The sequence below is a fragment of the Agrobacterium sp. genome (genome assembly GCF_059499945.1).
Genome location: NZ_JCABZP010000003.1, coordinates 206,684 through 232,630, shown reverse-complemented (window position 1 = coordinate 232,630; position 25,947 = coordinate 206,684). Strand labels below are relative to the sequence as shown.

Genomic DNA, 25,947 nt, shown 5'->3' with positions numbered 1-25,947 from the left:
CACGTAAAGAGTGAATATCACTTTATGAGAGACGAATGGAGACGCAAATGAACGACAGCCTTATGAGGGTGACCGATGTGTCGAAGGTGACGACCTTATCCCGCGCCGAGATTTATCGCCGTGTGAAGGCCGGCACATTCCCCGCGCAGACGCGGATCTCGCATCGGTTTTCAGCCTGGAACAGACGAGACGTGGAGCAGTGGATCGCAAAGACGACCCGACGACCGAATGTCGATCTCTCAGACCTGCTGGTGTGAGCCATGGTCGATCTCAGCGATTTGATGGGTGGAGAACCGGCTGGCCGCCCGCGGGGCAGGCCTACCAAGGCCGAGGCTGAGGCCCGGCTGCAGAAGCAGATGCAGGAAGACCTCCCGCATTACACCGAGTTCCGCAAGCCCGTCGGCGTGATGTTCATCGCGAACGTGGTCGGCAAACAGCCGAAGCAAATCCAGAAACGACTGGAAAAGTGCCCAGTGTCCAAATGGGTCACCCACGGCGGCAAGCAGGTGCCGTTCTACGATTTCATGACCGCCATGTCTTATCTCGTGCCGCCGCGCGGGAGCATTGAGGACTGGTTTGCTCAACAGAACGCCGCCAGCTTGCCGCCCTATGTCAGCAAGATGTGGTGGGATTCGGCTCACCAGCGGAACCGGGTGATGCTAGCTTCGGGCGATCTCTGGCATACGGAAGATGTGACCCTCGTACTGGGGCGCGTTGCCATGATGATCCGTCAGGATGTGAAGATGTGGATCGAAGACCTGCCGGAGAAGGAACTGCTGAGCGACAAACAATATGGCGCACTGGTCGATGCTACTAATCGCCTCGTCGACGACATCCGCGAGACGCTCGTAGAGATGCCTCGCGAAACGCTTTCTATGACCGCTCACATTAAGAGCGAACTCGATAGCAGCGGTCGGATGATTGATGATGCAGACCGGCCAGTGGGAGACGATGAGTGAATTCACCGCTCCGCCAAATACGGCCACCCACGATCGATGAGTTAATTGACTCCGTGCGCTATAAGACCGTCGAAGACATCATAGCGTCAGCCTTCGACGACATGAAGCCTTCCAACCGGATGACCGTGACCGAGGCCGGGCAAAAGTTCTCGCGCGTGGGCAGTGGGGGCGGGTACAGCAAGCCTTGGTCACTTGAGAAGACGCCGTATCTCAAGAAGCCGCAGGACGTGCTCACGTCGCTTGATTACACCGGTATGGTTTTTGTCGGTCCGGCTCGAACCGGTAAGACGTTGATGGGCCTCAACTGGATCACACACACGGTTAAAACCGACCCTGCCGACATGCTCTATGTCCACATGGACCGAGAAAACGCGCGCAAGTGGTCAAAGGGTGACCTGGAACGATATTTGTTAGCGTCGACCGATGTGCGTGCCGAGCAGTTAACGTCCCGCCAGCACGACAACACGTTCGACAAAGCTTTCAAGAGCGGGATGAGGTTCCTCTTAACGTATCCCACCGCATCGAACCTGTCAGGCATTACCGTGCCACGGGTCATGTTCATAGACTATGACCGTATGGACGACGATGTTGACGGTGAAGGTAATCCGTTCGACCTCGGTGCCATGCGAACAACGACGTTCAAACGCTTCGGTATGACCGTCGCCGAATCTTCGCCTAACCCGAACAAGGAAATCGAAAACCCGCGATGGATGCCGGCCTCGCCGCACGAAGCTCCGCCGATCCGTGGTATCTTTGAACTCCACAACCGGGGCGACCGTCAGCGCTGGCAGTGGTGTTGCCCGCAATGCAACGATTGGTTTGAGCCTGATTTCAAGCTTCTTCGTTGGGAGAGCGACGATCCCATGGAAGCGCGAGAGAGCACGACCATGATCTGCCCACATGGCTGTATAATTGAGCCTAGATGGAAAGATGAAATGAACAGCTTCGGCGACTGGATTCGCGAGGGGGAATTCATCCGACCGGGCTCAGACAAACACATCGATGTCAGACCCGGTATGAAGGTCACAAGGTCTTCGATCGCATCTTTTTGGCTAAAAGGCCCTGCGGCCGCATATCAGGATTGGGGCCAACTGGTTGAAAAAGAACTTCGGGCGTTGAAGGCTCTTGAGGATACCGGTGACGATGGCCCCCTACGGAAGACGAGAACCACTGACCAAGGTGGTTTCTACATCCCGCAGGCACGCCTGTCCGATTTCGCGCCAGAACTGCTGAAAGCCAAGGGTGAAGACTGGGGGTCGACACCAGAGGAACCGCTTGTTCCTGAAGGCGTGCGTTATCTTGTCGCCACGGTCGATATCCAGAAGAGCGCGTTTGTCGTTCAGGTCTTGGGATACACGGCCGACGGTGATCGCGTTGTCGTCGACATGTTCAAGGTTCGTCTGTCGAACCGCCGTAATGCGAACGCCGATCGTCTGCCTATTGATCCTGCCGCATTCGGCGAGGACTGGGATGTCCTGATTCCAGAGGTGATGAACAAGACATACGAACTAGGCGACGGAAGTGGCCGGCGCATGGCGATCCGCGCAACCGCCTCCGACTCGGGTGGCGCGGAAGGGGTTACCGCCCATGCGTATAATTTTTGGCGTCGGTTGAAGGCGAAACAGGATGGGTCGCATCGCCGTTTCATCCTGGTGAAGGGTGAGGCTTCCAAGTCGAAACCGTTGGCGCGGACTGAATGGCCAGACTCGTCGCAGAAAGGCCCGCTTGCCATCGCACGCGGTGACGTGCCCGTGGTCATGCTCAATTCCAACAAGCTCAAGGACGCCGTCTCGTTGCTGATGTCCCGGCGAATCGCTGACGAGGGTGTCGACGGCGGCATGCTGCGATTCCCTGACTGGGCCGAGGACTGGTATTTTGTGCAGCTCACTTCGGAAACACGAACAGCCAAGGGGTGGTTGAACACGCGGAAGAAGCGCAACGAAGCATTCGACCTGACCTACTATGCCGAGGGTATTTCGTTGAGGCCGATCGAGAAGAACGTGCCCTACACACACTTCGGTTTCGACCGCATCGACTGGAAAAACCCGCCATCTTGGGCGGAAGAGTGGGATCGCAACGACCTCGTTTCAGGCGGTCAGGTTGATGACGATCCTCCCCCAGTTAAACCCACCGGACTTAACGCACTGGCGGAGCTTGCAAAAAAATTAGCATAAAAATCACATCAAGATTGACTTTCACTTTTTGAGTGCATATTTGTCACGTAACGACAACGCTTGAAAAGAAAGGAGGCCTTGATGAACTTGCTCATTAACGTGGTTGAAATTGCTTTGTTTATGCATTTTCGCCCGCTGCGGTTATTACGACGCCTGTGATAGGCGCTACACGGAAATGGTTTATAAAATTCCAACTTAATATTGTAATTAAGAATGAACGGCGGTATTACTCACCCTGCAAGAGCGCATTGCGGGGTGACAAATGGCGACGAACGCCGAATTGCAGGTTTGGTTACGAGAGGCTCAAAAAGCCCTCCACGAGCTATTGACCGGCAAAGGCATCGCCGAGGTTCGTGATAGCAACGGCGAGTCCGTCCGCTACACGATGGCAAATATCTCCCGCCTTCGTCAGTATATCGAAGACCTCAAAGCTCAAATCGCTGGACAGCCGACAACTCCGCATCGTGTCATGAGGCCGACGTGGGGATGAGAGCGGCTGTTGATCTTTCAGACCTGATCGGAACTGCCGCTGATGTCTCCACAGCGGTTGCCGATGCGGTGCAACCGCCCGGTGCTACGGCGGCAGCATCGGGCGGTGTCGCTTATGATGGCGCATCGAAAGTCGACCGTCTTGCACGCTGGCAGCCCGCCATTCGCTCGGCCGACGCCGAAATTCTCCCTGAGAAAACCAATCTTGATGCCCGGTCGCGCGATACGATTCGCAATGATGCGTTCGTGTCTGGTGGCGCTGACATCTACCGCGACTCAATCGTCGGTTCCCGCTACCAGCTCAATGCTCGTCCTGAGACGAAGGTCCTGTGGGGCAAGGAAGACCCGAAGTGGGAAGAGGCGTTTCAGGAAGAGGTTGAGACCAAGTTCATGCTGTGGGGCGAAAGCCAGCAGAAATGGGTCGACGCCGCCCGCATCAACACCTTCACCGCGCAGGTTCGCCTCGGTGTCTGCACGTTCTTCGGCGGCGGGGAAATTCTGGCAAGCGCCGAATGGATGCCGGCCGATGGCCGCCCTTATCGGTCAGCAGTGCAGATGATCGACACGGACAGGCTCTCCACGCCGATGGACAAGCTGATTCAGGATTGGTCACGTATCCGAAACGGCGTTGAGCGGGATCGGCGCGGTGCTCCCATTGCGTATCACATCCGGAACTCCCATCCGAACGACGGCCCTTATCACGATTTCTCCAGTCTTTCCGAGATGAACTGGACACGGGTTCCCGCTCGCAACCGGTGGGGTCGACCAATGATCCTGCATATTTATGAGCAGGATCGCCCTGATCAGTCCCGCGGCGTATCTGACTTGGTTTCGGCGCTTTCCGAAATGCGTATGACGAAGCATTTTCGTCGCACGGAACTGGAACGCGCTGTCGTCGCAGCCAGCTACGCAGCTTCGGTTGAGTCGGAAATTCCTGATGATGTCTTGGCAGCCCTTGGCGGACAGACTCCTGAGGGCAACGCCACTGTCGAATGGATGACCGCATACTTGGGGGCTATTGAGGCCTACAATTCCAATGCAACTAACTTGCACATGGACGGCGCCAAAATTCCTGTGTTTGCGCCCGGCACGAAGCTGAAGCTTCAAAATACCGGTGCAACCGGCCCCCTCGGCGACAAGTACGAACAAAGCCTTCTGCGCTACATCGCAGCAGCCCTCGGGCTTTCCTACGAGCAGTTCTCGCGCGATTTCACACAGACGAACTATTCCTCGGCTCGCGCTTCGATTGGCGAAACGCAGAAGGGTATGAATGCCAAGAAGGCGATTGCCGCCGATGGCGTTGCCAACTTCATCTATCGCCTCTGGCTCGAGGAAGCGATCAACAAGAACGACCTCGAATGCCTCAAAAGAAAGAACGTGCCGCTCTTTTACGAGGGATTGAACGCCGAAGCCTACTGCGCGTGCGAATGGATCGGCGCGGGGCAGGGTCAGATCGATCCGCTCAAGGAAACTCAGGCCGCCGTTCTCAAGGTGAAAAGCGGGTTCTCCACGAAGGAAGCCGAGATCGCGAAAATGAGCGGCGGCGACTATCGCCGCGTCGCACGCCAGATCCAGCGAGAGCGGGAACTGGACAGCTTTTACGGCAATCCGTCGATCTACGACAGCACTGATACCAAGGACATGGAAAACTCACTGTCCGCCACACCAAGAGAAGGAGAGGCGGCGTGAACGCAATCCTCGCACGTTTTCAGGACAGCACCGCTCTCGTTGCCGAAACCCGTGGTTCGTGGCTCGAAACTTATTCGCATATGGCGGCAGATCATCTCGCAGAGATCGACAAGATGGCCGCGAACGAAAACGATTTCTGGTACGCCGAGGATGATTACCGTTATCGGTATCGTCCATACAATGTGAAGAACGGCATTCTTTATGTGCCGGTTCAAGGCATTCTTCTGAACAATTTTCCGTATCAGGTTGGCGATTGGCTGACCGGTTACGAATACATCCGTGAAGCGGTTCGTCGTGGACGCGACGATAGTCAGGTCAAGTCGATCATCCTCGTCATTGATTCAGGCGGCGGGATGGTCTCCGGAAACTGGGATCTCTGCGATTTCATTTACGAGACGCGCTCAATTAAGCAGATTCGCGCTGTCGCTGCCGAGTTTGCCTACTCCGCCGCCTACAACATCGCCGCTGCCACATCACACATCACTGTTGCTCGCACTGGGGGCGTAGGTTCGATCGGCGTGGTCCGGACACATGTCGAACGTTCCAAGATGCTCGAGCAGGCGGGTATCACCCCAACGATCGTTCGATCGAAGCCGGGCAAGTTTCAAGGCAATTCAATCGAACCTCTGTCGAACGCCACGAAGGAAAAGTGGCAGGCGGAGGTCGAAGAACTGCATTCGCAATTCGTCGCCATGGTGGCGAGGGGTCGGGGCATGAGTGATGAGGCGGTCGACGAGACCGATGCTCAAACCTTCATGTCTCGTCAGGCACTCGAGATTGGACTGGCTGATGCCATCGGAAATCTTGAAGACGCCGTATCGGCCTTACAGGCCACATTCTCACAAGAAGGAGATGAACCAATGGCCGAAAACTCTCAGGCCGAACACGAAGCTGCGGTCGCTGCCGCACGTGCCGAAGGTGTCGCAGAAGGTGAAAAGACCGGCGCCGCCAACGCAATTTTTCGCATCAACGCGATCATCGGCTCGGACGCTGGCAAGGCGCGTCCCACTGCCGCGCTGACCGCCGCCCTTAAGACATCGATGTCTGCTGATGAGGCGACGGAGTTTCTGGCATCGCTGCCGGAAGAAGCAAAACCCGACGCTGCCGCCGCCACGCAGCCCGGCGCGGGTGCCCCTGCCGGCATGTTCACCGCCGCCATGGACGGCACGACGCAGCCGAACATCGCTGCTGGTGCCGATGCCAATGACGACAACCAGGCAACCGATGCCGAGAAGGACCGAGCGCTGATCCGCGGCTACGGCCTCGCCGGCTTCTCTGACAACAAGGAGTAAACCGCGATGGCAAACATTACGCCTCCCTATGCAGATCCCGGCCGCGCAGCGTTCGAGGAACTCGACACCTACCTGCAGAACCATCTGTTGGCAGGTTCCCACCCGGAACTGGCACCTGCCTATTCGTTCCCGATTCCGCTGAACGCGAATTACGCGCAGTTCACCGTTCTCGGCCTGAACGCAACCGGTGAACTGGTGCCGGCCGTTACCGGGAGCGCCAGCCCCGACGACGACGTGCAGGCTATCGGCGTACTCGCCCACGCCGTGTCGCGCGGCGGTGCTGGTTCCCCGGCCGTCAACGGTCAGGTGTTCTACTCCGGCTGCTTTAACCAGGACGCGCTCGTATGGGACGACTCTTTCAGCACGGATGCGCTGAAACAGGCGGCTTTCCGTGGCGCGCCCACTCCCACCACCATCATCGTCGCCAAGCGCGCGTAACAGGAGGCTTCAATGGTCGCTCAGACCCAACATCTCGAACTCTGGGACACCAGCCGCTTCCTTGGCGTGTTCCGTGACATCAAGCCCGATCCGCTCTACTGGACTCAGTGGTTCCCCTACGAACTGCGCTCCAACGACGAGTGGATCGATTTCGAAAAGATGCCGGTGCAGGGCCGCAAGCTCGCTCCGTTCGTCATGCCGCTCGCGCGCGGCGAGTCGGTCTACGAAGACACCGGCACGGCGTTCCGCTTCAAGCCGGCGTACATCAAACTGGAAGATCAGGTCGACCCGCTCATGCCGCTTCGCCGTCGTGTCGGTATCGATGCAAACATGTCTCAGATGCCCGTGCAGCTTACGCCGATGCAGCGCCTCACGCTCATCCGCGCTGCCATCGCCGAGAGCCATGTTCGTGCCATCAATCGCCGCTGGAACTGGATGGCGGCGACCGCGCTTCGCGACGGCAAGGTCACCATCTCTGGTGAAAACTACCCGACCACGCTCGTCGACTTCAAACGCGCAGCGAACCACACCATCACGCTCGGTGCCGGCAGCCGCTTCGGCGAAGCCGGTGTTTCGATCGTCGACTTCTTCCAGTTGGTGATCGACCGGATGGCGACGGCAGACTTCGGCGGCGTCCCGGTTCGTGCGACCATGGGCGGCGGTGTTTGGGCCATCATGCGCAAGGACGCAGAGTTCAAGACGCACCTGGACCTGAACCTGAAGGGCGGGAACATCACCTACGAACGCGGCCTCGTTTCCGGCGATCCGGTGTTCAAAGTGGGTGAAATGACCATCGGTGGCGGGTCTGGTCAGTCGATCGAGCTTTGGGTCGACAATTCGACCTACATCGATCCGCAAACCGGTGCAGCAGCGCGCTACATCGGCAACCACCAGATCCTCTTCACGAGCACCGCGGAGGCAGTCAGCGGTACTCGCGCATTCGGTCGGATCATCGACAAGAAAGCTGGCTACGAAGCTCTCCCGATCTTCCCGAAGAACTGGGAGCAGCCGGGCGACCTGGAAGTCGAATACATCACCCACAAGTCGGCTCCGCTGTTCGTTCCGATCAACCCGAACGCCACTCTCTTGGCTAACGTCATCGCACCGTAACCAGCGGGCGGCGTCGGTTCAAAGAGCATACAGCATCCCCTGCACGGGGATGCTTTTTCCCATCAACAGGAGACTGAGAAAATGGAATACGGTTTTACGCTTCATAGCATCCGTCGCAAGGATGAAGAGCTTCCCGTCGGTCAGGTGCAACAGTTCACCGACAAAGACTACAAAGACATGCTCCGTCTCGGCGCAGTTCGCGAGCCGACCACCGACGAGATGAAGCTTTACAAGCTAGCCCATCCCGACGAGGAAATCGATCTCGACAATGACGAGACCGGCGCCGACGAAACCAAGTCGGGCAAAGGCAAGGGAAAGGGTAAAGCGACGCCGTCGAAGACTTCGGCAGCCGGAACCGAACCTCCTGCATCGGGCGAGGGTGTAACCCTTGCGGCTGGCGAAGGTGAAAGCGGAGCGCTCGTCTGATGAACTGGCGGGAAAGGAAGCGAGAACACCTGCTTCCAGTCCATGAAACCTTCTCGATTCCCGCGGTGTATCTCACCCACGCCGCGGGAACTCCCGTGCCCGTCAACATCCGGCTGCATCAGCGCCCTGCTGTCCTTGAGGCGCAGGGTGAAGATGGAACCGGGCAGATTGTCGACATCGTCGATCGCGTCATCTTCAAGGTCGCAGAAGTGGCCAACGTGGTCGCCAGCGCCTTCGTCATTCTCAGCGATGTCGAGGCATATGTGACCGGCCCGAGCCGCCCTGAACGAGAGGGTTTCATATGGGTTGAGGTCAGGACCGCCACGAAAGCGGAACTGGCAAGCTTGCTCTCTCAGGTCGACACCTCGGGCGACGAGTGGAGGGGCATCCCACCATGGTCGCAGCAGTAATTGCCATCGAATTCGATCAACTTTCGTTCGTCAATGAAATGACGAACACGACCGAGTTGGCGTTGGTTCGTGCTCTCAACACGACAGCGACGCGCGACCGCACCAAGTTTGCCCGTGCTGCCCGTAACCAGGTAGCGTTTCCAGCGTCTTACGTTTCTCCTTCTAGCAAGCGGCTCTGGCTGAAGACGAAGGCGAAACGTAGTTCGCTTGAGACCGTGATTGAGGGTAGGGGGTCCGCAACCTCGCTGGCCCGTTTCACGAAGCAAAAACCGTTGTCCGGTGGACAGCGTCACAAAGGCGGAAAGATCAACGTGACGGTCAAGCCGGGTCAGACCCGATCCATTCGCCGCGCGTTTCTCATGCGCCTGAAGAACAACAACGTCGGACTCGCTGTCCGCACAGACGGGTCGCTGCCCAAGGGAGCGTACAAGCCCCGGTCGTTGGGAAAGAACCTATGGCTTTTGTACGGCCCGTCGGTCGACCAGGCGCTTCGCTCCGCCTCCGATGGCGGTGGCATTTATGAAGAGATGACACCTGAGTCATTGGAATTCCTCGAAAAAGAGTTTTTCAGGCAGTTGGAGCTGTTGAATGGTTGATCCTTTTCGCCTGCGGGCCATGAAGCAATTGAGCCACTATGTGAAGCAGGTCAATCCAGCGAACGACTGTGAGTTCGATCTGTCGGATTTCGTCGATAGTGCCGGCCGCCCTGCAGAACGCGTGTTCCGTGGAAGGACGCTGTTTGGCGACAACGATCCTCGCCCCATGGTCGTGTTGCTTGAAGATCCGCGGCCAGTGGACGCAGTGAACGGGACATCAACCTCTCCCGCAGCCGTCAATCAGTTCCGCGTGCTCATCCAGGGTTTCGTCGAAGACGATCACGAACATCCGCTCGATCCGGCTTACAAATTGTCCGCCGAAGTCATCCGGGCGCTGGTCCGCGCCAAAGCGAATCGCTTCGATATTCTCGACCTGGGAAATAAAGCGCCATGCGTGATGTCGTTGTCGATCGGCCAGCCCGTACATCGCCCACCGGACGACGAGGTTTCGAGCGTGGCCTATTTCCTCATACCAGTAACCCTCGGCCTTGCCGAAAACCTTGAGACGCCTTTCGCGTAGCATAAAATCACGTTATAGTCGTAATACTCACAAGGAGAGAAATTCAATGGACCTGCAATCCCGCAATCTTACTGTACCGCGCGGAACCGCTCTTTTCGCCAAATATAAGCCCGGAACGCAGATTCCAGGTCCCTTTCGCGAACTCGGTAATACGCCCGAATTCACACTGGCTCGCGAAGCTGAAACGATGCCGCACTATTCGTCGCGGCTCGGCTTCCGCACACTGGACGAAGAAGTTGCCATCGAAGCGACGTTGACCGGCTCCGTAACGACGGACGATATGAAGGCCGAGAATGCAGCGTACTTCTTTATGAGCGAGGTGACGACGGTCACCGTCACCGCCAGTTCGAACGTTGAAGAAACCTTCGAAGAAGTCAAAGCCGGCGATCTTTATCAGCTCGGTTTCAGCGACACCAATCCGTCCGGTGCCCGAAAGGTCGCAACCGTCGTTATTACCGATGGGGCTGCGACGACGCCGGTGACCTTCACGCTCGATGAGGATTACATTCTCGATGCCGACCTCGGCACGGTTTACATCCCCGTCGGAAGCGCAGCGATCGGTGGATCCATCGAAGTGAACTATTCCGTGGCGGCGTCCACGCGCGATCAGATCGTTGCCGGGGAAACTCAGGTTGAAGGCGCGCTCAAGTTCATTTCGAACAACCCGATCGGCCCGCAGTTCGACATCACCTTCCCCCGTGTCCGTCTGTCGCCGAACGGCGACCTCGCGCTCATCATGGACCCCGAGTCGACCGAATGGCAGCAGTTGCCGCTTTCGATCAGCGTCATGAAAAAGGGCAACCTCGCGCTCGCGTATCGCGACGGTCGTCCGGTAGCGTAAGGGATCGACATGGATCAGTTGGAGACACTGATACTGCCGAGCGAGACCGTGAAAGTCGGGACCCAGTCCTTCGAAGTTTACGGTCTCGCCTTTGCGCATATCACCCGCATCATTCGTGAACATCGCAGCGTGTGTGCAGATCTTTACACCAAGGCTATCGCTGGCGAGCTGAGCGGAAGCGTCGAAGAGATTGCCTTGAGCATGACGGACGATTTCGCACCGCTTGCAGCAATGGTCATCGCTTACGGCTCGGGCAATCCTAACGCGGTCAACATGGCCGCGCGGTTGCCTCTAAGCGTTCAGGTCGATGCTCTCGAGAAGATTGTCAACCTCACCCTCGTCGCGGAGGGCGGCTTGGAAAAACTCATGGAGATCGTCGTTCGGGCGATAGCGGGCGCGGCAAGCCTGACATCCCCGAAAGCCTGACGGACTGGGTAGAGGGTGTCCATCGCCAGGTCAGTTTATTGCTGGCCCACGGACACCCATCAGCCTGGTTCTATCCGGTCAGCAAGGTTTTTGTAGAGGCTCGCTTCGTGGTCGACAGGATCAACGCTCAAATGGCAAGCGAAGCAGCTCTTCTGCAAATGGCGATCTCCACAGTCCCAAATCAGAGCGTGAAGCCCGCCTCCACCAAGAAAGCCCTCAAGGCTTTCCAGTCGCAATTGAAGGTGCTGAACAATGGCGAGCCGTGAAAGAGTCGTCGAATTTGCCGTCAAGGCTCGCGATGAATATTCGAAAGTTCTCAGGAATCTCGAGCAGCAGCAGAAGCGCCTTTCAGCTTCGGCTGCTGCTCAGGGCCGTAGAGCCGTCGTCGGTGTTGCTAAAGGTGAGATCGAGACCGCTGTCGCGAATTACAGGCGTCTCAACAGCGAAGTTGATCGTTATCGCGCAGTCCAGGCCAATGCTGCCCGCACGGGCTCGTTGTCTGCGGCGGAAATGCGAGAACTGGGCGACACAATCAAACTGGTGCGTGACCGTTCTCGTGAAGCCATGGGCGCGTTGCAACAGAAGCGCGCGGCTCTCCAGCAAATCAACGGCGAGGCTCGTGTAGGCTTCGCGAGTTTCAGCCGGCTTGCGACAGAGATGCAGCGCGGTGCTGTGGCGTCCACGAACGAGAGCGTTTCGCTCGTCAACACCACAGCAGAACTGAACAAGCTAACCACGGCGTCGAAGAAAGCTGCCGCCGCGCAGGGTTCGCTCGGTGACCGGATGGATTCCGTAGCCAACGCGGGCGGTGGAGCCAAGAAGGGTTCCCGAGCAGGCGGCGATCCCGAAGATATTTTGGTCTATGGTTTGCGCCCGTGGCAGTTGACGAACCTTGGTTATCAGGTGAACGACGTTGTGTCGGGTCTCGCCATGGGTCAGGCGCCATTGCAGGTACTGGCACAGCAGGCCGGTCAGTTCGCGCAGATCTGGCCAAACGTCATGGTCAGCGTTGCTCGCTCTATCCCGCAGCTCGCAATGCTTGGCGTTGTTCTGGCCCCGTTCATCTCTGCGGCGATGCGCCTGAAGGAAGCCGGCGACTCTGTCGAATATTTCCAGAAGAAGCTCGCACTCTCAGCCGATGGCTATCGTTACACCGCTGAGGGGCTCACGGAAATCACCGACAAGATCAAGGATATGGGGGTCTCGATCGACGACGCCCGTTCGCTGGTTGCCGGCTTTGCTTCCGACGGCATTTCCGGTGGCCGGTTCGCAGGTCTCGCGGACCTTGCCAAGAACCTCGATGCTGTGACCGGTGAAGGGGTTGTCGAAGCTGGCAGGAGGGTTTCCGCCGCGTTCAGAGGCTCGGTTGACGACGTCCGAGCGTTGGATCAGGAACTGAACTTCCTTACTGCTTCGCAATATGAGCAGATCAAGGCGATGGATGCGAGCGGAAATCGCGCAGGCGCTTTGGCCATGGCGCAGGATGTCCTTCGCACCAAACTCGAGGGAACGAAGACAGAGGCAAGCGACTGGGCGAAAGCGATCAATGAGATGCGCGCCGCGTGGGATGAACTTGTCGGTGCGCTTGAGGACAGCGGCATCATTCAATTCGTGACGCGTGAGATTAACTATTTCGGTCGCGATGTGAAAAACTTCACCCGCGATATCCGAGCCGCGACCAAAGTTGTGCAGGGAGCCTTCGAAGACCAGAGCGTCGGTGACCGTATTTCTGAACTGCGGCAGGCCATCGCACTGGAAGAGAAGCTTCGGGAGGGAGGCATTTCGACCGGTTCGATGGGTATGACCGGGGTCGATAATCTCGCCGAAATGAAGACGGAGCTAAACGACCTGCTCGGCCTTCAGCGGGAAATCGCCAAGGTTGAGCGTGAGCGCAATGTCGAAACTGCTGCAATGAGCAGGGAATCGGAAGCACAGCGAAAGGCTCAGACGGATATCAATGCTGCCGTTGAAAAGGGTCTCGACAGTATGCGCGAGGAGGCCTCTGCGGTTACCCTCACCAACCGTGAGCGCTTTATTGAAGAAAAGCTGCTGAAGGCGCGCAACGACGCACTGGAACAGGCGAAAAAGCTCAATCAGGAATTCCTCGGCCTCACAAAGGAGCAAACCGAGGCCATCCGCCAGCAGGCCGGCGCGCTCTATGATGCGCAGAACCGGAACTTCGAGGCGCAGTACACGGCGGAGCGAGGCACGCCGCAAGGCCGGCAGATGGAGGAACTGATTGCGGCGACCGTCAAGCTTGCCGAGCAGATGGGCGTCAGCGCGAAAGATTTGCTCACCGCTATGTCCTACGAGACAGGCGGAACCTTCGACCCATGGAAAGCGGGCCCCACGACGCAGAACGGTCAGCACCGCGGTTTGATCCAGTGGGGTGAACCTCAGGCCGCCAGATATGGAGTGACTGGTGAATCCACAATCTCGCAGCAGATCGAGGCGGTCGGAAAATATCTGGCAGATGCCGGCGTGAAAGCTGGTGATGGCTTGCTGCAGATTTATGCGGCCATCAATGCGGGCAATGCGAAAAACATCAATGCCTCGGACGCCAAGAACGGCGGCGCGCCTGGTACAGTCCTCGACAAGGTCTCCGAGCAGATGGGCGGTCACGAGGCGAGGGCGCAAGGGCTGCTCGCAGCGTATGCGGGAACCGTCGAACACGCGACCAAACTTGCACAGTTTGACAAGGATCGGGCGCTCGATCAGCAGGAGTATCTTACCGATTATCAGAAGCGCGTCGAGCAGCAGAAGTTCGAACTCGACCTGATGTCCAAGTCCGCCCGCGAGGCTGCTATTCTCAAAGCCGTTCGTGATGAGGAGAACCGGGCACGGGAAACTGGACTTCAACTGACGAAAGAGCAACGCGCTGAAACGGAGCGACTGGCTGCGGAAGAATTTGACCGGAGCAACGTCAATCGCGAAGTGAACGAACTTCTCGAACAGCGTTCCTTGTTGCTTGAGCGCATGGATCTTGCGCAATCGAGCGGCGACCAATCGCTATTCGCGTCGACGGCTACCGAACTGGATAACGTGAACACGAAGCTCAACGAGGCTATCGCCTCCGCCATTGCCTTCTGGCAGGCGATGGGTGGCGAGGGTGCAGCCAACGCTATTAGTCAGTTGCAGAACATGCAGATTACGATCGGTCAGTCGACCGATCGCATGAAAACGCAATTCCTCCCAACAGCGGAAGACATTAACGAAAAGCTCGCCGACATTGGTGGCAATGCGTTCAGTGCCTTCGCGCAGGCCATAGCAAACGGTGAAAATGCCGCCGACGCGTTCTTCAACGCGCTGCTGCAAGGAATCTCCGAGTTCCTGATTGAGATCGGGAAAGCTATCATCAAACAGGCTCTGTTCAACGCTTTGACTGGAGGGACGTCGTCAGGCGCTGGCGCAGGGGGCGGTATTGGCGGGCTTCTATCAGGACTCTTCGGCGCCAAGCATAGCGGCGGTATGGTCGGTGCTACGACCCAAACCCGTCGCGTTAACCCGATGGTTTTTGCCGGTGCGCAGCGATATCACGGCGGGGGTATCGTCACCGACGGCTTACGTCAGGGTGAAGTCCCGATCGTCGCCCTCGAAGGTGAAGAGGTTCTGACCGAGAACGATCCGCGTCATTCTGCGAATGGCGGCGGCGGTAAAGCCGTCAATCTGAAAGTGGTCAACGCGTTCAATCCTGAAGAGGTGCTGGAAGCTGCGTTGTCCAGCGTTGCGGGGGAACGGATATTGACCAACTGGATGACCCGAAATCAGAACAAGGTCAACGGTGCTCTCGGTCGATAGTTCGTTGCAAAATTACTCTTAATATGAGAAATTCCCGCCAAACGAGGATCGGTTCGACACATGGCAGTCTTCCTCCCTTTCGTGCCCAACTGGCGTAACGGAATCCGGGATACCTACGAGTTCAAAACGGACGTGTTCACCACCCGAAACGGGAGCGAGCAGCGCCGGGCACTTCGCATTCAGCCACGGCGCGCTGTTGAAGCAACCATCCTTCTCGATGGTGAGCGGATGCGCAATTTCGCCGATGCGGTGAACCGGGCGCGGGACGGCAAGGTCGAGATTGCTGACTTCTCAGCGGAGCCCGCTTTGGTGAAGAGCACCACGGCAGCCGGCGCGACTGTTCTGTTGATAGAGTCAACACCGCTCTGGCTGGTCAACGACGGAACCTACGTTCTGATGACGGGACGCACGGCGGCCAAGGTGCAGATCGACTTCGTGGACAACAACACGGTCGTCCTCGTAAACCCGCTACCCAAGCCGATCGGCGCAGGCGCGTATCTGCTCCCGTATCTACCCGCTCAACTCGCCAACTCGAACACGCTTTCACTTTACACCAATCAGGTCGCGACGGCTCCGGTCAAGTTTGATGTCGAGCCGGGCTCCGTGGTGCGGACTCCGGACGATCTGCCGTTCGATGAAAGTGCCGAGGGTGACAGTGTTCAATCCTTCGGGCCAGCAGCCATCCTGTTCGGCCGCTACGTCCTCCTGCGCAAGCCGAATTATCTCAATCGACCGCAGGTGCAGTTCAATCTCAAATTCGAGACCGTTGATTATTCGCGCGGTGTCGTAAAAACCTTCACGCCTGTTCCGCTTGTCTCCCGAACGCTGACCGCCACCTACATGGCGATGAGCCGTGCGGATGCGATGGCTATTCTGGACATCTTCGTGCGATGCAAGGGGAGGGCGGGTGAGATTTACGTTCCGACGTGGGGAAGTGATTTCCCTGCCGCCATGAATGTGGCGGACAAGGTGATCCAGTTCGCAGGGACGGATTTCTTTGACACCTACAACGAAGACCGCGCGCACGCGGCGGTTTTGATCCGGACACGCTCCGGGCAGCTTCTGCCTCGCGAGATTACCTTGATGGCGACGAGCGGCGGAAACACCTTCGTCGAGTTCCATGAGGATATCGGCGTTGCCGCCTCGGAGATCGAGCAGATTTCGTGGATGTTCGTCTCCCGATTCGCGCAGGACAGCCTCACGATCGAATGGGTGACGAACACGGTGGCAAACATCAGCCTCTCGTTTGTCACGCTCGAAAACCTGGCAGCCGAAAGCTCCTACGGCAGCAACTGGATTTTGGCGACGGGTTATTGGCGAGATCGCGGGCAGTGGGTCGACTCCGCAGTGTGGGAGGACTGAGATGCCTATCGGTCCTGTCGATCTCATCAAGAATGGCGAATCCGGCGCCAGCGTTCGCTCAAAACTCAATCTTCTGTTACAGGGAGCGATCGACGGTTCCCTCGGCTCCGTCACGCCCGAAGATCTTGATGCACTGGTCGACACGATCGCGCCGGCACGTCCGAAAGACTTCAAACTTGATTCGACGCTGGTGCCATCCAATCTGGTGATCGGAACGTGGGCTCCTTCGCTCGAGGATGATTTTGCATACTACGAGCTGCAATTGAAGCAGGGTCTCGGAAGCTGGATCGGTTACCAGACCAGTTCGACCATGTATCAGGTTCCAATGATACCAAACACGGTCTACACCGGCCGCGTTTATGCGATCGACAAGTCAGGAAACAAGTCTGAGCCGAGCGTCGAATTCACACACACCACCGTGGCAGACGAGATTCCGCCTGCGATGCCTGTAGGCCTCACGGCTACGGGTGGCATCAATTCCACTTGGTTGAAGTGGGGGGCCAGCACCGAAAGCGACTTTGCCAGATATGACCTCTTCGAGGCGTTGGAGGAATTTCCTGCTCCAACGGAAGTCTCTATTCCTTCATTCACGTCTCAAACAAACGCTTTCGTCATTGGCGGTCAGGATCCGGAGGTGACGCGCTGGTATTGGGTGCGTGCTGTCGACACGTCAGGAAACGCATCTCCATGGTCAGCGCCGGCTTCGGCGACGACTACTGAAGTCAGAAGCGAAGTCAAAGCAACTTTGGTGGGCATCCTCTTCAAGCCGGGTGATCCACCCAACGGAAACCGGCTTACGTGGACAGCAGGTCAGATCAGCTTTGGCACCGATGGCAGCATTCCTGTTACGAAAAACATCCCTGCCGGCTATGTCGATTTCAGCGGCGCGACCGTCTACGTCTATTACATCCTCGATGACAATAAGTTTTCGGTCACCACGTCACTCGTGACGATGTACGCACAGGATTCAATCCTCATCGGCGTCTATCAGGGTGAAACCGACTATCAGGCCGTCGAAGGCAAAGCGTTCATCGATGGCGGCACGATCCTGGCACAGACGATTGGTGCAAACCAGCTAGTTGCCAATCAGGCCGTCATTACCGGCGCGGCACAGATAGCTGAAGCAATCATCGAAAACGCCCATATCGTGGAATTGAGCGCAGCAAAGCTGATGGCGAACACTGCCTTGGCAGGCTCGATTACGGTCAGCGGGCACGCGCTCGGCGACGTGGCGGGTTACGCGAACGATCCTGCCGGCCGCATCAATCAGGCACTGACACAAATTGACCCCGGCAAGATCCTGATCGCTGGCGGAACTTCGCTCGCGGACTGGCGCTCAGGCGGCGACAATACCAAAATCAACGGCGGCAACATCGCCACCAACTCGGTACGCGCAAACGTGCTCGAGATCGGAGCCAGAGGGGTAACGGCAACTGGGATCGCATTCTCAGGAAACACGCCGACATCCAACCGTGTCAGTTGGACCGCTGGAACTATTACATATCTGGACGACGCCGGAGCTACGGTTGAGGTTGCTGTGTCGGAGAACCCCATCGGGGCGATGTGGACCGACGCGACGATTTACATCTACTGGGCGAAAGGCGCGTCTTCCCTATCGTCGACAACGTTACCCTCCACCGCTTTCGCCTCGAACAACATCGTTCTCGCCACGTATAAGGGTGGTCTTAACCTGAGCACCGACTATGGGCGAACCATCATCGACGGGCAAGGGATCAAGACCGGAACGGTTGGTGCCGACCAGATCGCAGCCAATGCGATCCGCGCGCAGCATATTGCTGCCGACGCTATTCAGGCAGGTCATCTCCAGGCAGGCATCATCTCCACGGATAAACTTGCTGCAGGTTCCGTCACCGCCGCAAAGATGAGCGTCGGTTCTCTTTCGGCCATCTCTGCCATTTTGGGCTACGTCGACATTGGTGACGCGAACATAACCAGGTTGGTGGTTCAAGAGCACAACATTGCAACTGGTGCAATCACTGCAGTCGCGGCCGGGGTAGATGTCGTGGATCTCACCCACGGGCTGAATTCGCCGACGGTGAGAATAGACACAGGCCTTGTGGTGCGAACTGATTCAAATTCCACGAACTACACGAGTTACGAATTTTGGATCGATAGCGATGGAGCCCGCGTCGAGCAATTCCGTATTCAGAACATCGGAGGAACGACCGTTCCCGCATCAAGAACGTACCTCTACACCCCTCCTGCAGGTCGCTCAACAACGCGCTTTAGGTTCGCGGCATCAGATACATCGGGGGTTACTGTTTTCTCTAAAACGATTGTCGCACAAGCGTTCAAGAAATGAGAGCTAGGTCATTCGATGTCATTTAATCAACGAGAGAACAGCCGATATAGCGGCACACCGGTCTCCCTCTATCTCATCCAGGGTGCTGAAAACTCCGCTGAGAGCGGGATGATCGGCCCTTACGGTTTCAACAATGGTGAAACGATCATCAACCGGAAGATCGGCGTAAACGATCTCGGTCAGGATATCATTCTCCCGTTCTACCCTTGGCCGATCAAAAACAGCGCGATCACCCATGACGGCACGCTGGACAAATCAGATGTCACGATCTCCATGTCACTCGGCAGCGAAATCGACCAGTTGTTTCTGGCATATCCCCCGTCGCAGGTGGTCAACCTGACGATTTTCGAGGGGCACGTAGGCGATCCCGTGACCGAAGAAAACTACCCGGCTCTTTGGCTTGGTCGCATCCTCGGTAGCACCTACAAGAAGAACGAGATCGAACTTTCCTGCCAGCCCGTCTCAACCTCGTTGAAGCGACCGGGGCTCCGTCGAAATTATCAGATCGGCTGCCCTCATGTCCTCTACGGTTCGCAGTGCCGAGCGAGTCGCGCAACCGCCACGGTCACCCGCTCGGTAACAAACGTGACTCGCAACCAGGTCATGGTCGATGCGTGGTTGGGTGCCCAGTTTGGACTTTACATCGGCGGGCTGCTGGAATGGACGAACTCGGATACCGGCGTTCGAGAACTGCGCACCATTGCGAACGTGATTAACGACAGCGGGACCAGTGTAATCATCGTTCGTGGCATTGCCCGAGGGCTCGCTGTCGGAACCCAACTCTCTGTCATCAGGGGATGCAATCGGCAAATGAGCGGGTGCAATCAGCACAACAATATTCATAACTATGGCGGCCAACCATTCATTCCGCTTGAAAATCCGCTTTCCTCCAAGAACCAGTTCTACTAGAATTGCTCACTAAACGTGAAACGCGCGAAAAGTGAGCCATGCCCCTTCCTTTCCTGGCATCATTTCTGGTCCAGCTTCTCATCGGCGTAGGCTCGATGGTGATCGGCTACCTGATGATGCCGAAAGCTGCCACCTCGCAACCTGATGAACTTCGGGACATGGATGAGCCGACGGCCGAAAGCCGTCCCATACCTGTGGTGTTCGGTGAACTTGATGTCGCCCCTAACGTGCTGTGGTGGGGCGATAAGGCGACGACCAGCAGAAAGGTCTCAGCTTGAGCGAGTCGGACCCCATCGTCACGATTAGCGACATGCGACCCTTCTTCTGCGTGAAAGGGGTTCGCAAGGCGTTCGTGACGGGCGGCGGCGATTTCGAGCACTTCCTGAAAAATGGCATGCCGGCATCACAACTGCGCGGTAAAGGTTTCGACGCTCAGCTTGATCGCGTGCTCGACGCCATCCGAGCGAGGTCGTCCTGATGGGAATGGGCGGCAAGGGCGAAGGTAAAGTTGAAATCTTCGAATACACCATGGGCCTCCACATGGGTATTTGCGCCTATGGTGACGGCCTGACACTGGTCGCCGCAAAATACAACGACAAGGAAATCTGGCGCGGCGGACTGGTTGACGAGGGTACAGTGCCGGTGAACCGGCCCGATCTTTTCGGGGATGTGAAAAAAGAGGGCGGCGTCAAAGGCCTTTTATGGTGGCTGCCCGGCAAAGCGACTCAGGTCATGCCGGAGTCGCTGGCAGCGCGTCTCGGGTTAACGAGCGCGACATGCCCCGGTTTCCGCGGGCTCGCCAGCGTCTTTCTTACCGGTATCGCTGATGTATGGGAAGGCGCTTATCAAGGGCTTGTCAACGCGTTGAACAATCAGCCGTCGGCATTCAAACGCGGCTTCTATCTGGCGGCAAATAACCCGTATCTGCGTGCCTTTTCTTTCCGTGTCCGTCGCGCTCCGATCGGTCTCAATCCGGCCCTCGCATTGATCCAGGTCGACAATGATTCCCTTGGAAATCCCCAGTTTGCCGCCAATCCAGCTCACATCATTTACGAATGCCTGACGAATCAGGACTGGGGAATGGGCGAGTCGCCTGGCGTTATCGACAAGCCGTCTTTCGAGGCAGCCGCCCAACTTTTTCACAATGAAAAGCTCGGCATGAGTTTGATCTGGACGCGTCAGAGCGAGATCGAAAAATTCATCGGCGAGGTCTGCAACCATGTTCAGGCCGCAGTGTTCGTGAAGCCCTCGACCGGCAAGCATACCATCAAGGCGCTTCGCGGCGACTACGATGTCGACTTGCTGCCTGTGATTGACCCGAGCAACGCCGATCTTTCCAGTTTTGCCCGCAAGGCATGGGGCGAACTGGCGAACGAGATCGTCGTCACGATGACGAACGCCGAAACTGGAAAGACTGAAACGATTACCGTTCAGGATCTTGCCGGCATCGCAGCAGAAGGCGGAATCGTAAGTTCATCGAGAAACTACTACGGTTTCACCTCGAGAACGGCGGCGCAGTATGTGGCCGAGCGTGACCTTGCTGCGTCTGTGAATCCGATCGCCACATGTCAGGCTCAGGTGACGCGGCAGTTTTGGGACTCGGTCAGCAGTGACGTGGTGGTTTTGTCGTGGCCCGAATACGACATCGAGCGGATCGTCTTCCGGGTTTCCGAGGTCCAGAAAGACAGTAACGTCGTTACGCTCGATCTTTACGAAGACATCTTCGGTCTCGATCTTGCCAGCTACCTTGAGTCTGACGACACGGCTTGGGTAAACCCGTCGCAACCGCCGACACCTGCTTCCTACTACCAGATCGGCACGGCTCCAGCGTTCATGGCCGCCGCCGCACTGAAACTCAACGATCCTTCCGAACTGGAATATCCGGAGGCGCTCGCCGCCGTCACGGTCGGTGCCGACAGCGATGATGACGTGAACTACGATCTTGTGACCTACGTCACGGACGTGAACGGCACGACCAAACGTTCATCGATCGGCACCCGGCCGTTCTTCGGCACTTTTGCGCTCACCACTCCGCTCGTTGCCGAGTCGCAAAGCCAGTTGACCTCGTTGCCGGGATTGCGCGGCGGCGTTCCATCGGCTGGCGATTTTATTCTCATTGGGACCGGGAACGACGAATACACGGAAATCTGCACGGTTCAGACTGCGGACGCGCTCGGATATCTCTTGAACCGTGGAATGCTCGATACCATCCCGAAGGCGTGGCCTGTCGGAACACGCTGCTTCATCATTCCGGCCGACTCCATCATGGTCGACCCGACTGTGAGATCGGTGTTCGAGAGCACGGCCTACTGGCTGCTGACCAGAACGACAGCCGGCGCTCTTCCGCTGGCGGATGCTCCGCAGTTGAATATCTCGATCACACCGCGCCCGTATCGCCCCAACCGGCCTGCCAACGTCAAGATCAACGGTGTGGGTTTCGGCGCGGTCGATGCGCGAGCCGCATCCGAGTTGTCGGTAACCTGGTCGAACCGTAACCGTATTCTTGAGTCGACGCAGGCTCTGAAATGGAACGAGGCTGACGTTGGCGGCGAAGACGGTCAGACGACGCGCATCGATGTTCGAACGACGACCGGAACTCTGATCGTCAGCTATCCCGGTTTGACGGGCAACAGTTTCTCCATTCCGCTCAGCGAACTCGGCACAAACGTCAACTCGACGATCACAGTATCGGCCGAGCGTGACGGATATCGTTCCCTCCAGGCACACACGCTGGCGGTTCAAATCACACCTCGCGATGCGATCATATTGTCCGGTGACGAGAGCGGCTATCTCCGCCTGTCGGGCGACGAGAGCGGACGCATTCTACTTTCAGGAGACGCCTGATGGCCGACAAGGAACTTGGAGCATTATCGCCGATCGAAGCGCTGCTTGCGGCGGCGCTGTTTCACACTGTGCAGCAAGGGAATAGTCGAAAGGTCACGGCGCAGCAGATTGCTGACTTTGTGAACGGGAACTATCCGGCGTTCATTCAGACGCTTCTGTCGGCGCAGAGTGCGGAGGACGTTTACGAGGCTATCGGCGCGGCGCCAGAAGCCGAAAACGCAGACAGACTCGGCGGACACTTGCCTGCATTCTTCGCCTCGGCACAAGACGTGGCAACGGCGTTCGAACAGCTCACGAAGGCTGATGTCGATCTCGGAAACGTCGATAACACGTCGGATGAGGATAAGCCTGTCAGCACTACGCAACAGGCTGCGCTTGATTTGAAAGTTGAAGGCCCCGCTGGCACTGTCACTGACAGTGTATTCGTCCAGTTCGATGGGGTGGATGGACGTAAAGCAAAAGCTGCCGTCATCCCAACGAATGTCTTTATCGGTCGGATGTCCGCTGGCAATGGCCCACCTGAGTATCTTACCCCGTCTCAGGCGCGACAGGGTATAGGCGGTCTCGAACCCATCGGGGAGCGTGTGAGCTTGATCGGTATAGGGCAGGCCATATGGACAGGTTTGGCCCCATTTGTTGCAATTTATCTAGAGGTCGAGGGTAGGGGTAATACCGCCGTATCGTCGGGAATCCTGCTAGCTCAGGCGAGTTCCGATAACGGTTCGAGTTGGCTCTCAGGTGCAAATGATTACCCGTTTTTTGGACAATCGCAGGAAGATAGCGCGATAACCGGTTATGCCACTACATCCAACCCCTTTATGGCCTTGAGCCGAGACAGTTTGGCATTGGCGAGCTTGTTTACGCTTTCATTCAAGATCGGAAACTTCAATAAAGCGTCTTCGTCCATGTTTAAAAGCGAAACTGCTTATGCCCGCCTATCAGGATCAAATCGTCAGGACTTCAATTCCGGTTACTGTGGCGTGGCGGCTTCTAAAAATGCTTTCAGGTTTGCTTGCACTGGCAACGCTTTCGTTACCGGATCGGCTCAGTTGTTTGGAATAAGGGGATAGCAATGAAGAAAGTTGTCGATGGAAAAACGGTTGCGATGACATCGGATGAAATTGCCGAACTGCGCTCTTATACACCGATAGAAATCGCACCTGTCACGGTGGTATACAGCGTCGACTTCTGGACCCGCCTAGATGGCGGCGCGGATGGCAACAGCGGCGAAGTCGCGCAGGTTCTCGCCGCCATGGAGCAGCAACCAATCCGCATTCGCAAAATCTTCGAAACCGCGAATTCGTACCGCAGTGACCACGAGATGTGGCCGCTCCTGGTGCAGATCGCTACCACGCTTTTCGGCGCAGACCGCGCAGCCGAGATCCTCGCGCCTTCCATCCCCTGAGACTCCTGAGAGATAAACATGGCTTCCTACATCGACTCATTGAAACGACAGAACACCTTCCTGCAGTCGGAAATCGAGCGTCATGCGAACGCGTGCGATGCTCTTGCGTCCGAACTGGAACTGGCGAGCCGCCAGCGCGACGCGCTTCAAAAGCAGCTCGAAGACATGCTGAACGATCAGACGGAGCTTCCTTTTGATGCTCAAAATTCCTCATAAAAGTTGTAATTTAGGGTGATGTTGTGTATTTCTCATCGGGTCCACTTCCGTTCCCGAGGATTAATCCATGACAGCAGTGTCCGTCTCTCAGGTCCGCGCCGCAGCAAAGGGGCGCGTTGACGAAAGCAACCTGAATTCTGTCATGATGGCGCTGTCGAAATACGGCCCAAGTGCCGGTTTGGACCTTCCACACCGAACGGTTCCCTACCTTTCCCAGTTGATGCATGAAAGCGGATCGTTCCGCTATGACCGCGAGATTTGGGGCCCGACGCCGGCACAGGAGCGCTACGACACCCGAACGGACCTCGGCAACACGCCACAGAAGGACGGCGACGGCTACAAGAACCGTGGTCGCGGCCCGATCCAGGTGACCGGAGCCCGCAACATCCGCGCGTTCTACCAGTGGTGCAAGCGGAAGGGCTTCAACCCGCCCGACTTCGTGAAGAACCCCGACCTGATCAATACCGATCCGTGGGAAGGGCTTTCGGCGATCTGGTACTGGGACGAAGGTAACCCCGACGGCAAGAGCCTCAATCGCTACGCAGATCGTAACGATCCCGAAATGATCACCCGCCGCATCAACGGCGGCCTGAACGGCTTCGCGGATCGCCTCGACTATTACACGCGCCTCGGCCTTGTCGTGCTCGGGTTCAAAGTCACCGATATCATCGGCCTGCAGAACGCCGGGCAGAAGACGGGCCACTACAAGGGCAAGCTTGACGGCCTCGACGGTCCGCAGACGCGTGCTGCCATCCACCTGATGCTCGTCGACCTGTCGCCGAAGTCGGAGGTTGTGCAGGTCAAAGCGGCTCCCGTCGTCGAGGAAAAGCCGGTTCCGGTCACACCGCCGAGCCTTGATGCGCCGTGGTGGAAGTCGAAGGAAGTCATCGTGCCTGTTGTAACAGGCAGCGGTCTCTCTTCTGTTTTGGCAGCGGTCGGCTCGATGCCGTGGCAGAACCTCGCGCTGATCCTCCTCGCGTTCGGGCTTGCTGGCGCTTTCCTGCTCTGGCGCAAGAAGTCGGATGCCAAAGTTGTATCTGAACAGGTGCGGGGGATGGCGTGATGGCGGAAGTCAGAACTGCTCCGGTTACGGCCACCTACTGCGAAGATATCGAGGATGTGAAGGCCACCGCAGGTGCTTTCGAGTTCTTCGTCGATCGCGATCAGAAGATCGCAGGACTGGTTTACTCCTGCCCGTGCGGGTGCGGCCGAACCGGAGCGCTGAATTTCCGACCGCATCCGTCGCCTTCGTGGCAGTGGAATGGCGATCGTGAAAAGCCGACCCTGACGCCGAGCGTCCACCATGTCGGCCACTGGCATGGCTTTCTCACTGACGGCGTTTGGAGATCGTGCTGATGTTCGGACTCACCGACTATTTCAAACTGGGCATCGGTGCCGTCGTAGGCGCAGCGTTGATGGTTGTCCCGGCTTGCTCTTACGGTTCATTCCGCGAACGGGAAAATGCCAAGCTCGAGGCTGCAAAAGAGGCTCTCAACCGCATCACCAAACTGGAGAAAAACGATGCTTCGTTCCGCAAGCTTTCGTCTCGCGAGCGTTGTCTTGCTTTCATGCGTGACAGCAAGTTGCCAGACAGCAACTGCGATTAATGGAAGCGGGTATCAGCACATCGGCTTTTCCGATCCAGAGGCAGCACGTCTCGCGTCGCAGGATCCGACGGCCGGCCCCGCTATCTACTCCAACAACCGCCAGTGCAGCCAAG

The 25,947-nt window shown here is 57.3% G+C and carries 28 protein-coding genes; all 28 read left to right on the top strand.

Annotated features, from left to right (window positions below):
- Window positions 1-47 precede the first annotated feature (47 nt).
- A complete protein-coding gene (locus AC5I5B_RS03320; protein ID WP_210316676.1) occupies window positions 48-257 on the top strand; it encodes a helix-turn-helix transcriptional regulator in 210 nt (69 codons plus the stop codon).
- Window positions 258-260: 3 nt separating this feature from the next.
- Window positions 261-959 carry a DUF1441 family protein gene (locus AC5I5B_RS03315; RefSeq protein WP_495752364.1) on the top strand — a complete coding sequence of 233 codons (699 nt, stop codon included), beginning with the start codon at window positions 261-263 and terminating at the stop codon, window positions 957-959.
- Window positions 956-3,133, top strand: coding sequence for a terminase gpA endonuclease subunit (locus AC5I5B_RS03310; RefSeq protein WP_495752363.1), 2,178 nt, complete (start codon window positions 956-958; stop codon window positions 3,131-3,133). The genes AC5I5B_RS03315 and AC5I5B_RS03310 overlap by 4 nt, the downstream gene beginning before the upstream one ends.
- Window positions 3,134-3,395: 262 nt before the next feature.
- Window positions 3,396-3,623, top strand: a complete 228-nt coding sequence (gene gpW, locus AC5I5B_RS03305) for a gpW family head-tail joining protein (RefSeq protein ID WP_495752362.1) — start codon at window positions 3,396-3,398, stop codon at window positions 3,621-3,623.
- Between the two features lie 68 nt (window positions 3,624-3,691).
- On the top strand, window positions 3,692-5,311 hold the full coding sequence (locus AC5I5B_RS03300; protein ID WP_495752361.1) for a phage portal protein: 1,620 nt from the start codon (window positions 3,692-3,694) through the stop codon (window positions 5,309-5,311).
- On the top strand, window positions 5,308-6,603 hold the full coding sequence (locus tag AC5I5B_RS03295; RefSeq protein ID WP_334426394.1) for a S49 family peptidase: 1,296 nt from the start codon (window positions 5,308-5,310) through the stop codon (window positions 6,601-6,603). Before AC5I5B_RS03300 ends, AC5I5B_RS03295 begins: the two co-directional genes overlap by 4 nt.
- 6 nt (window positions 6,604-6,609) lie before the next feature.
- Window positions 6,610-7,041: a head decoration protein gene (locus AC5I5B_RS03290; RefSeq protein WP_092731713.1), complete on the top strand. Its 432-nt coding sequence runs from the start codon at window positions 6,610-6,612 to the stop codon at window positions 7,039-7,041.
- Window positions 7,042-7,053: 12 nt separating this feature from the next.
- The gene (locus AC5I5B_RS03285) at window positions 7,054-8,151 is read left to right on the top strand and encodes a major capsid protein (protein ID WP_495752360.1); all 1,098 of its coding nucleotides are present in this window, start codon (window positions 7,054-7,056) and stop codon (window positions 8,149-8,151) included.
- Window positions 8,152-8,232: 81 nt separating this feature from the next.
- Window positions 8,233-8,577 (top strand): hypothetical protein, encoded by a 345-nt coding sequence (locus AC5I5B_RS03280; protein ID WP_495752359.1) that lies wholly within the window; start codon window positions 8,233-8,235, stop codon window positions 8,575-8,577.
- 95 nt (window positions 8,578-8,672) lie between these two features.
- The gene (locus tag AC5I5B_RS03275; RefSeq protein ID WP_495752358.1) at window positions 8,673-8,987 is read left to right on the top strand and encodes a hypothetical protein; all 315 of its coding nucleotides are present in this window, start codon (window positions 8,673-8,675) and stop codon (window positions 8,985-8,987) included.
- Window positions 8,972-9,583 carry a hypothetical protein gene (locus tag AC5I5B_RS03270; protein WP_495752357.1) on the top strand — a complete coding sequence of 204 codons (612 nt, stop codon included), beginning with the start codon at window positions 8,972-8,974 and terminating at the stop codon, window positions 9,581-9,583. Before AC5I5B_RS03275 ends, AC5I5B_RS03270 begins: the two co-directional genes overlap by 16 nt.
- The gene (locus AC5I5B_RS03265) at window positions 9,576-10,103 is read left to right on the top strand and encodes a hypothetical protein (RefSeq protein WP_495752356.1); all 528 of its coding nucleotides are present in this window, start codon (window positions 9,576-9,578) and stop codon (window positions 10,101-10,103) included. Before AC5I5B_RS03270 ends, AC5I5B_RS03265 begins: the two co-directional genes overlap by 8 nt.
- 46 nt (window positions 10,104-10,149) lie before the next feature.
- Window positions 10,150-10,944: a phage tail tube protein gene (locus AC5I5B_RS03260; RefSeq protein ID WP_495752355.1), complete on the top strand. Its 795-nt coding sequence runs from the start codon at window positions 10,150-10,152 to the stop codon at window positions 10,942-10,944.
- A gap of 9 nt (window positions 10,945-10,953) precedes the next feature.
- Window positions 10,954-11,370: a phage pre-tape measure protein gene (locus AC5I5B_RS03255; protein ID WP_495752354.1), complete on the top strand. Its 417-nt coding sequence runs from the start codon at window positions 10,954-10,956 to the stop codon at window positions 11,368-11,370.
- 131 nt (window positions 11,371-11,501) lie between these two features.
- Complete coding sequence (locus tag AC5I5B_RS03250; RefSeq protein WP_272872982.1) at window positions 11,502-11,636, top strand: hypothetical protein; 135 nt, start codon at window positions 11,502-11,504, stop codon at window positions 11,634-11,636.
- Entirely contained in the window at window positions 11,623-15,168 is a 3,546-nt protein-coding gene (locus AC5I5B_RS03245; RefSeq protein ID WP_495752353.1) for a phage tail length tape measure family protein, read from the top strand. Before AC5I5B_RS03250 ends, AC5I5B_RS03245 begins: the two co-directional genes overlap by 14 nt.
- A 60-nt stretch (window positions 15,169-15,228) precedes the next feature.
- Window positions 15,229-16,530, top strand: coding sequence for a hypothetical protein (locus AC5I5B_RS03240; protein ID WP_495752352.1), 1,302 nt, complete (start codon window positions 15,229-15,231; stop codon window positions 16,528-16,530).
- A 1-nt stretch (window position 16,531) separates the two neighbouring features.
- Window positions 16,532-18,853 (top strand): phage tail protein, encoded by a 2,322-nt coding sequence (locus AC5I5B_RS03235; protein WP_495752351.1) that lies wholly within the window; start codon window positions 16,532-16,534, stop codon window positions 18,851-18,853.
- A gap of 15 nt (window positions 18,854-18,868) precedes the next feature.
- Complete coding sequence (locus tag AC5I5B_RS03230) at window positions 18,869-19,762, top strand: phage BR0599 family protein (RefSeq protein ID WP_495752350.1); 894 nt, start codon at window positions 18,869-18,871, stop codon at window positions 19,760-19,762.
- A 38-nt stretch (window positions 19,763-19,800) separates the two neighbouring features.
- A complete protein-coding gene (locus AC5I5B_RS03225; RefSeq protein ID WP_334426379.1) occupies window positions 19,801-20,040 on the top strand; it encodes a hypothetical protein in 240 nt (79 codons plus the stop codon).
- Window positions 20,037-20,240, top strand: coding sequence for a hypothetical protein (locus AC5I5B_RS03220; protein WP_334426378.1), 204 nt, complete (start codon window positions 20,037-20,039; stop codon window positions 20,238-20,240). Before AC5I5B_RS03225 ends, AC5I5B_RS03220 begins: the two co-directional genes overlap by 4 nt.
- The gene (locus AC5I5B_RS03215; protein ID WP_495752349.1) at window positions 20,240-22,606 is read left to right on the top strand and encodes a phage tail protein; all 2,367 of its coding nucleotides are present in this window, start codon (window positions 20,240-20,242) and stop codon (window positions 22,604-22,606) included. The genes AC5I5B_RS03220 and AC5I5B_RS03215 overlap by 1 nt, the downstream gene beginning before the upstream one ends.
- Window positions 22,606-23,676, top strand: coding sequence for a hypothetical protein (locus tag AC5I5B_RS03210; RefSeq protein ID WP_495752348.1), 1,071 nt, complete (start codon window positions 22,606-22,608; stop codon window positions 23,674-23,676). Before AC5I5B_RS03215 ends, AC5I5B_RS03210 begins: the two co-directional genes overlap by 1 nt.
- 2 nt (window positions 23,677-23,678) lie before the next feature.
- A complete protein-coding gene (locus AC5I5B_RS03205) occupies window positions 23,679-24,011 on the top strand; it encodes a hypothetical protein (RefSeq protein ID WP_495752347.1) in 333 nt (110 codons plus the stop codon).
- 18 nt (window positions 24,012-24,029) lie between these two features.
- Entirely contained in the window at window positions 24,030-24,227 is a 198-nt protein-coding gene (locus AC5I5B_RS03200) for a hypothetical protein (protein WP_495752346.1), read from the top strand.
- Between the two features lie 67 nt (window positions 24,228-24,294).
- Window positions 24,295-25,290, top strand: coding sequence for a glycoside hydrolase family 19 protein (locus AC5I5B_RS03195; RefSeq protein ID WP_495752345.1), 996 nt, complete (start codon window positions 24,295-24,297; stop codon window positions 25,288-25,290).
- The gene (locus AC5I5B_RS03190) at window positions 25,290-25,583 is read left to right on the top strand and encodes a ubiquitination-like system serine protease family protein (RefSeq protein WP_334426367.1); all 294 of its coding nucleotides are present in this window, start codon (window positions 25,290-25,292) and stop codon (window positions 25,581-25,583) included. The genes AC5I5B_RS03195 and AC5I5B_RS03190 overlap by 1 nt, the downstream gene beginning before the upstream one ends.
- Entirely contained in the window at window positions 25,583-25,834 is a 252-nt protein-coding gene (locus AC5I5B_RS03185; protein WP_495752344.1) for a hypothetical protein, read from the top strand. The genes AC5I5B_RS03190 and AC5I5B_RS03185 overlap by 1 nt, the downstream gene beginning before the upstream one ends.
- Window positions 25,835-25,947 lie beyond the last annotated feature (113 nt).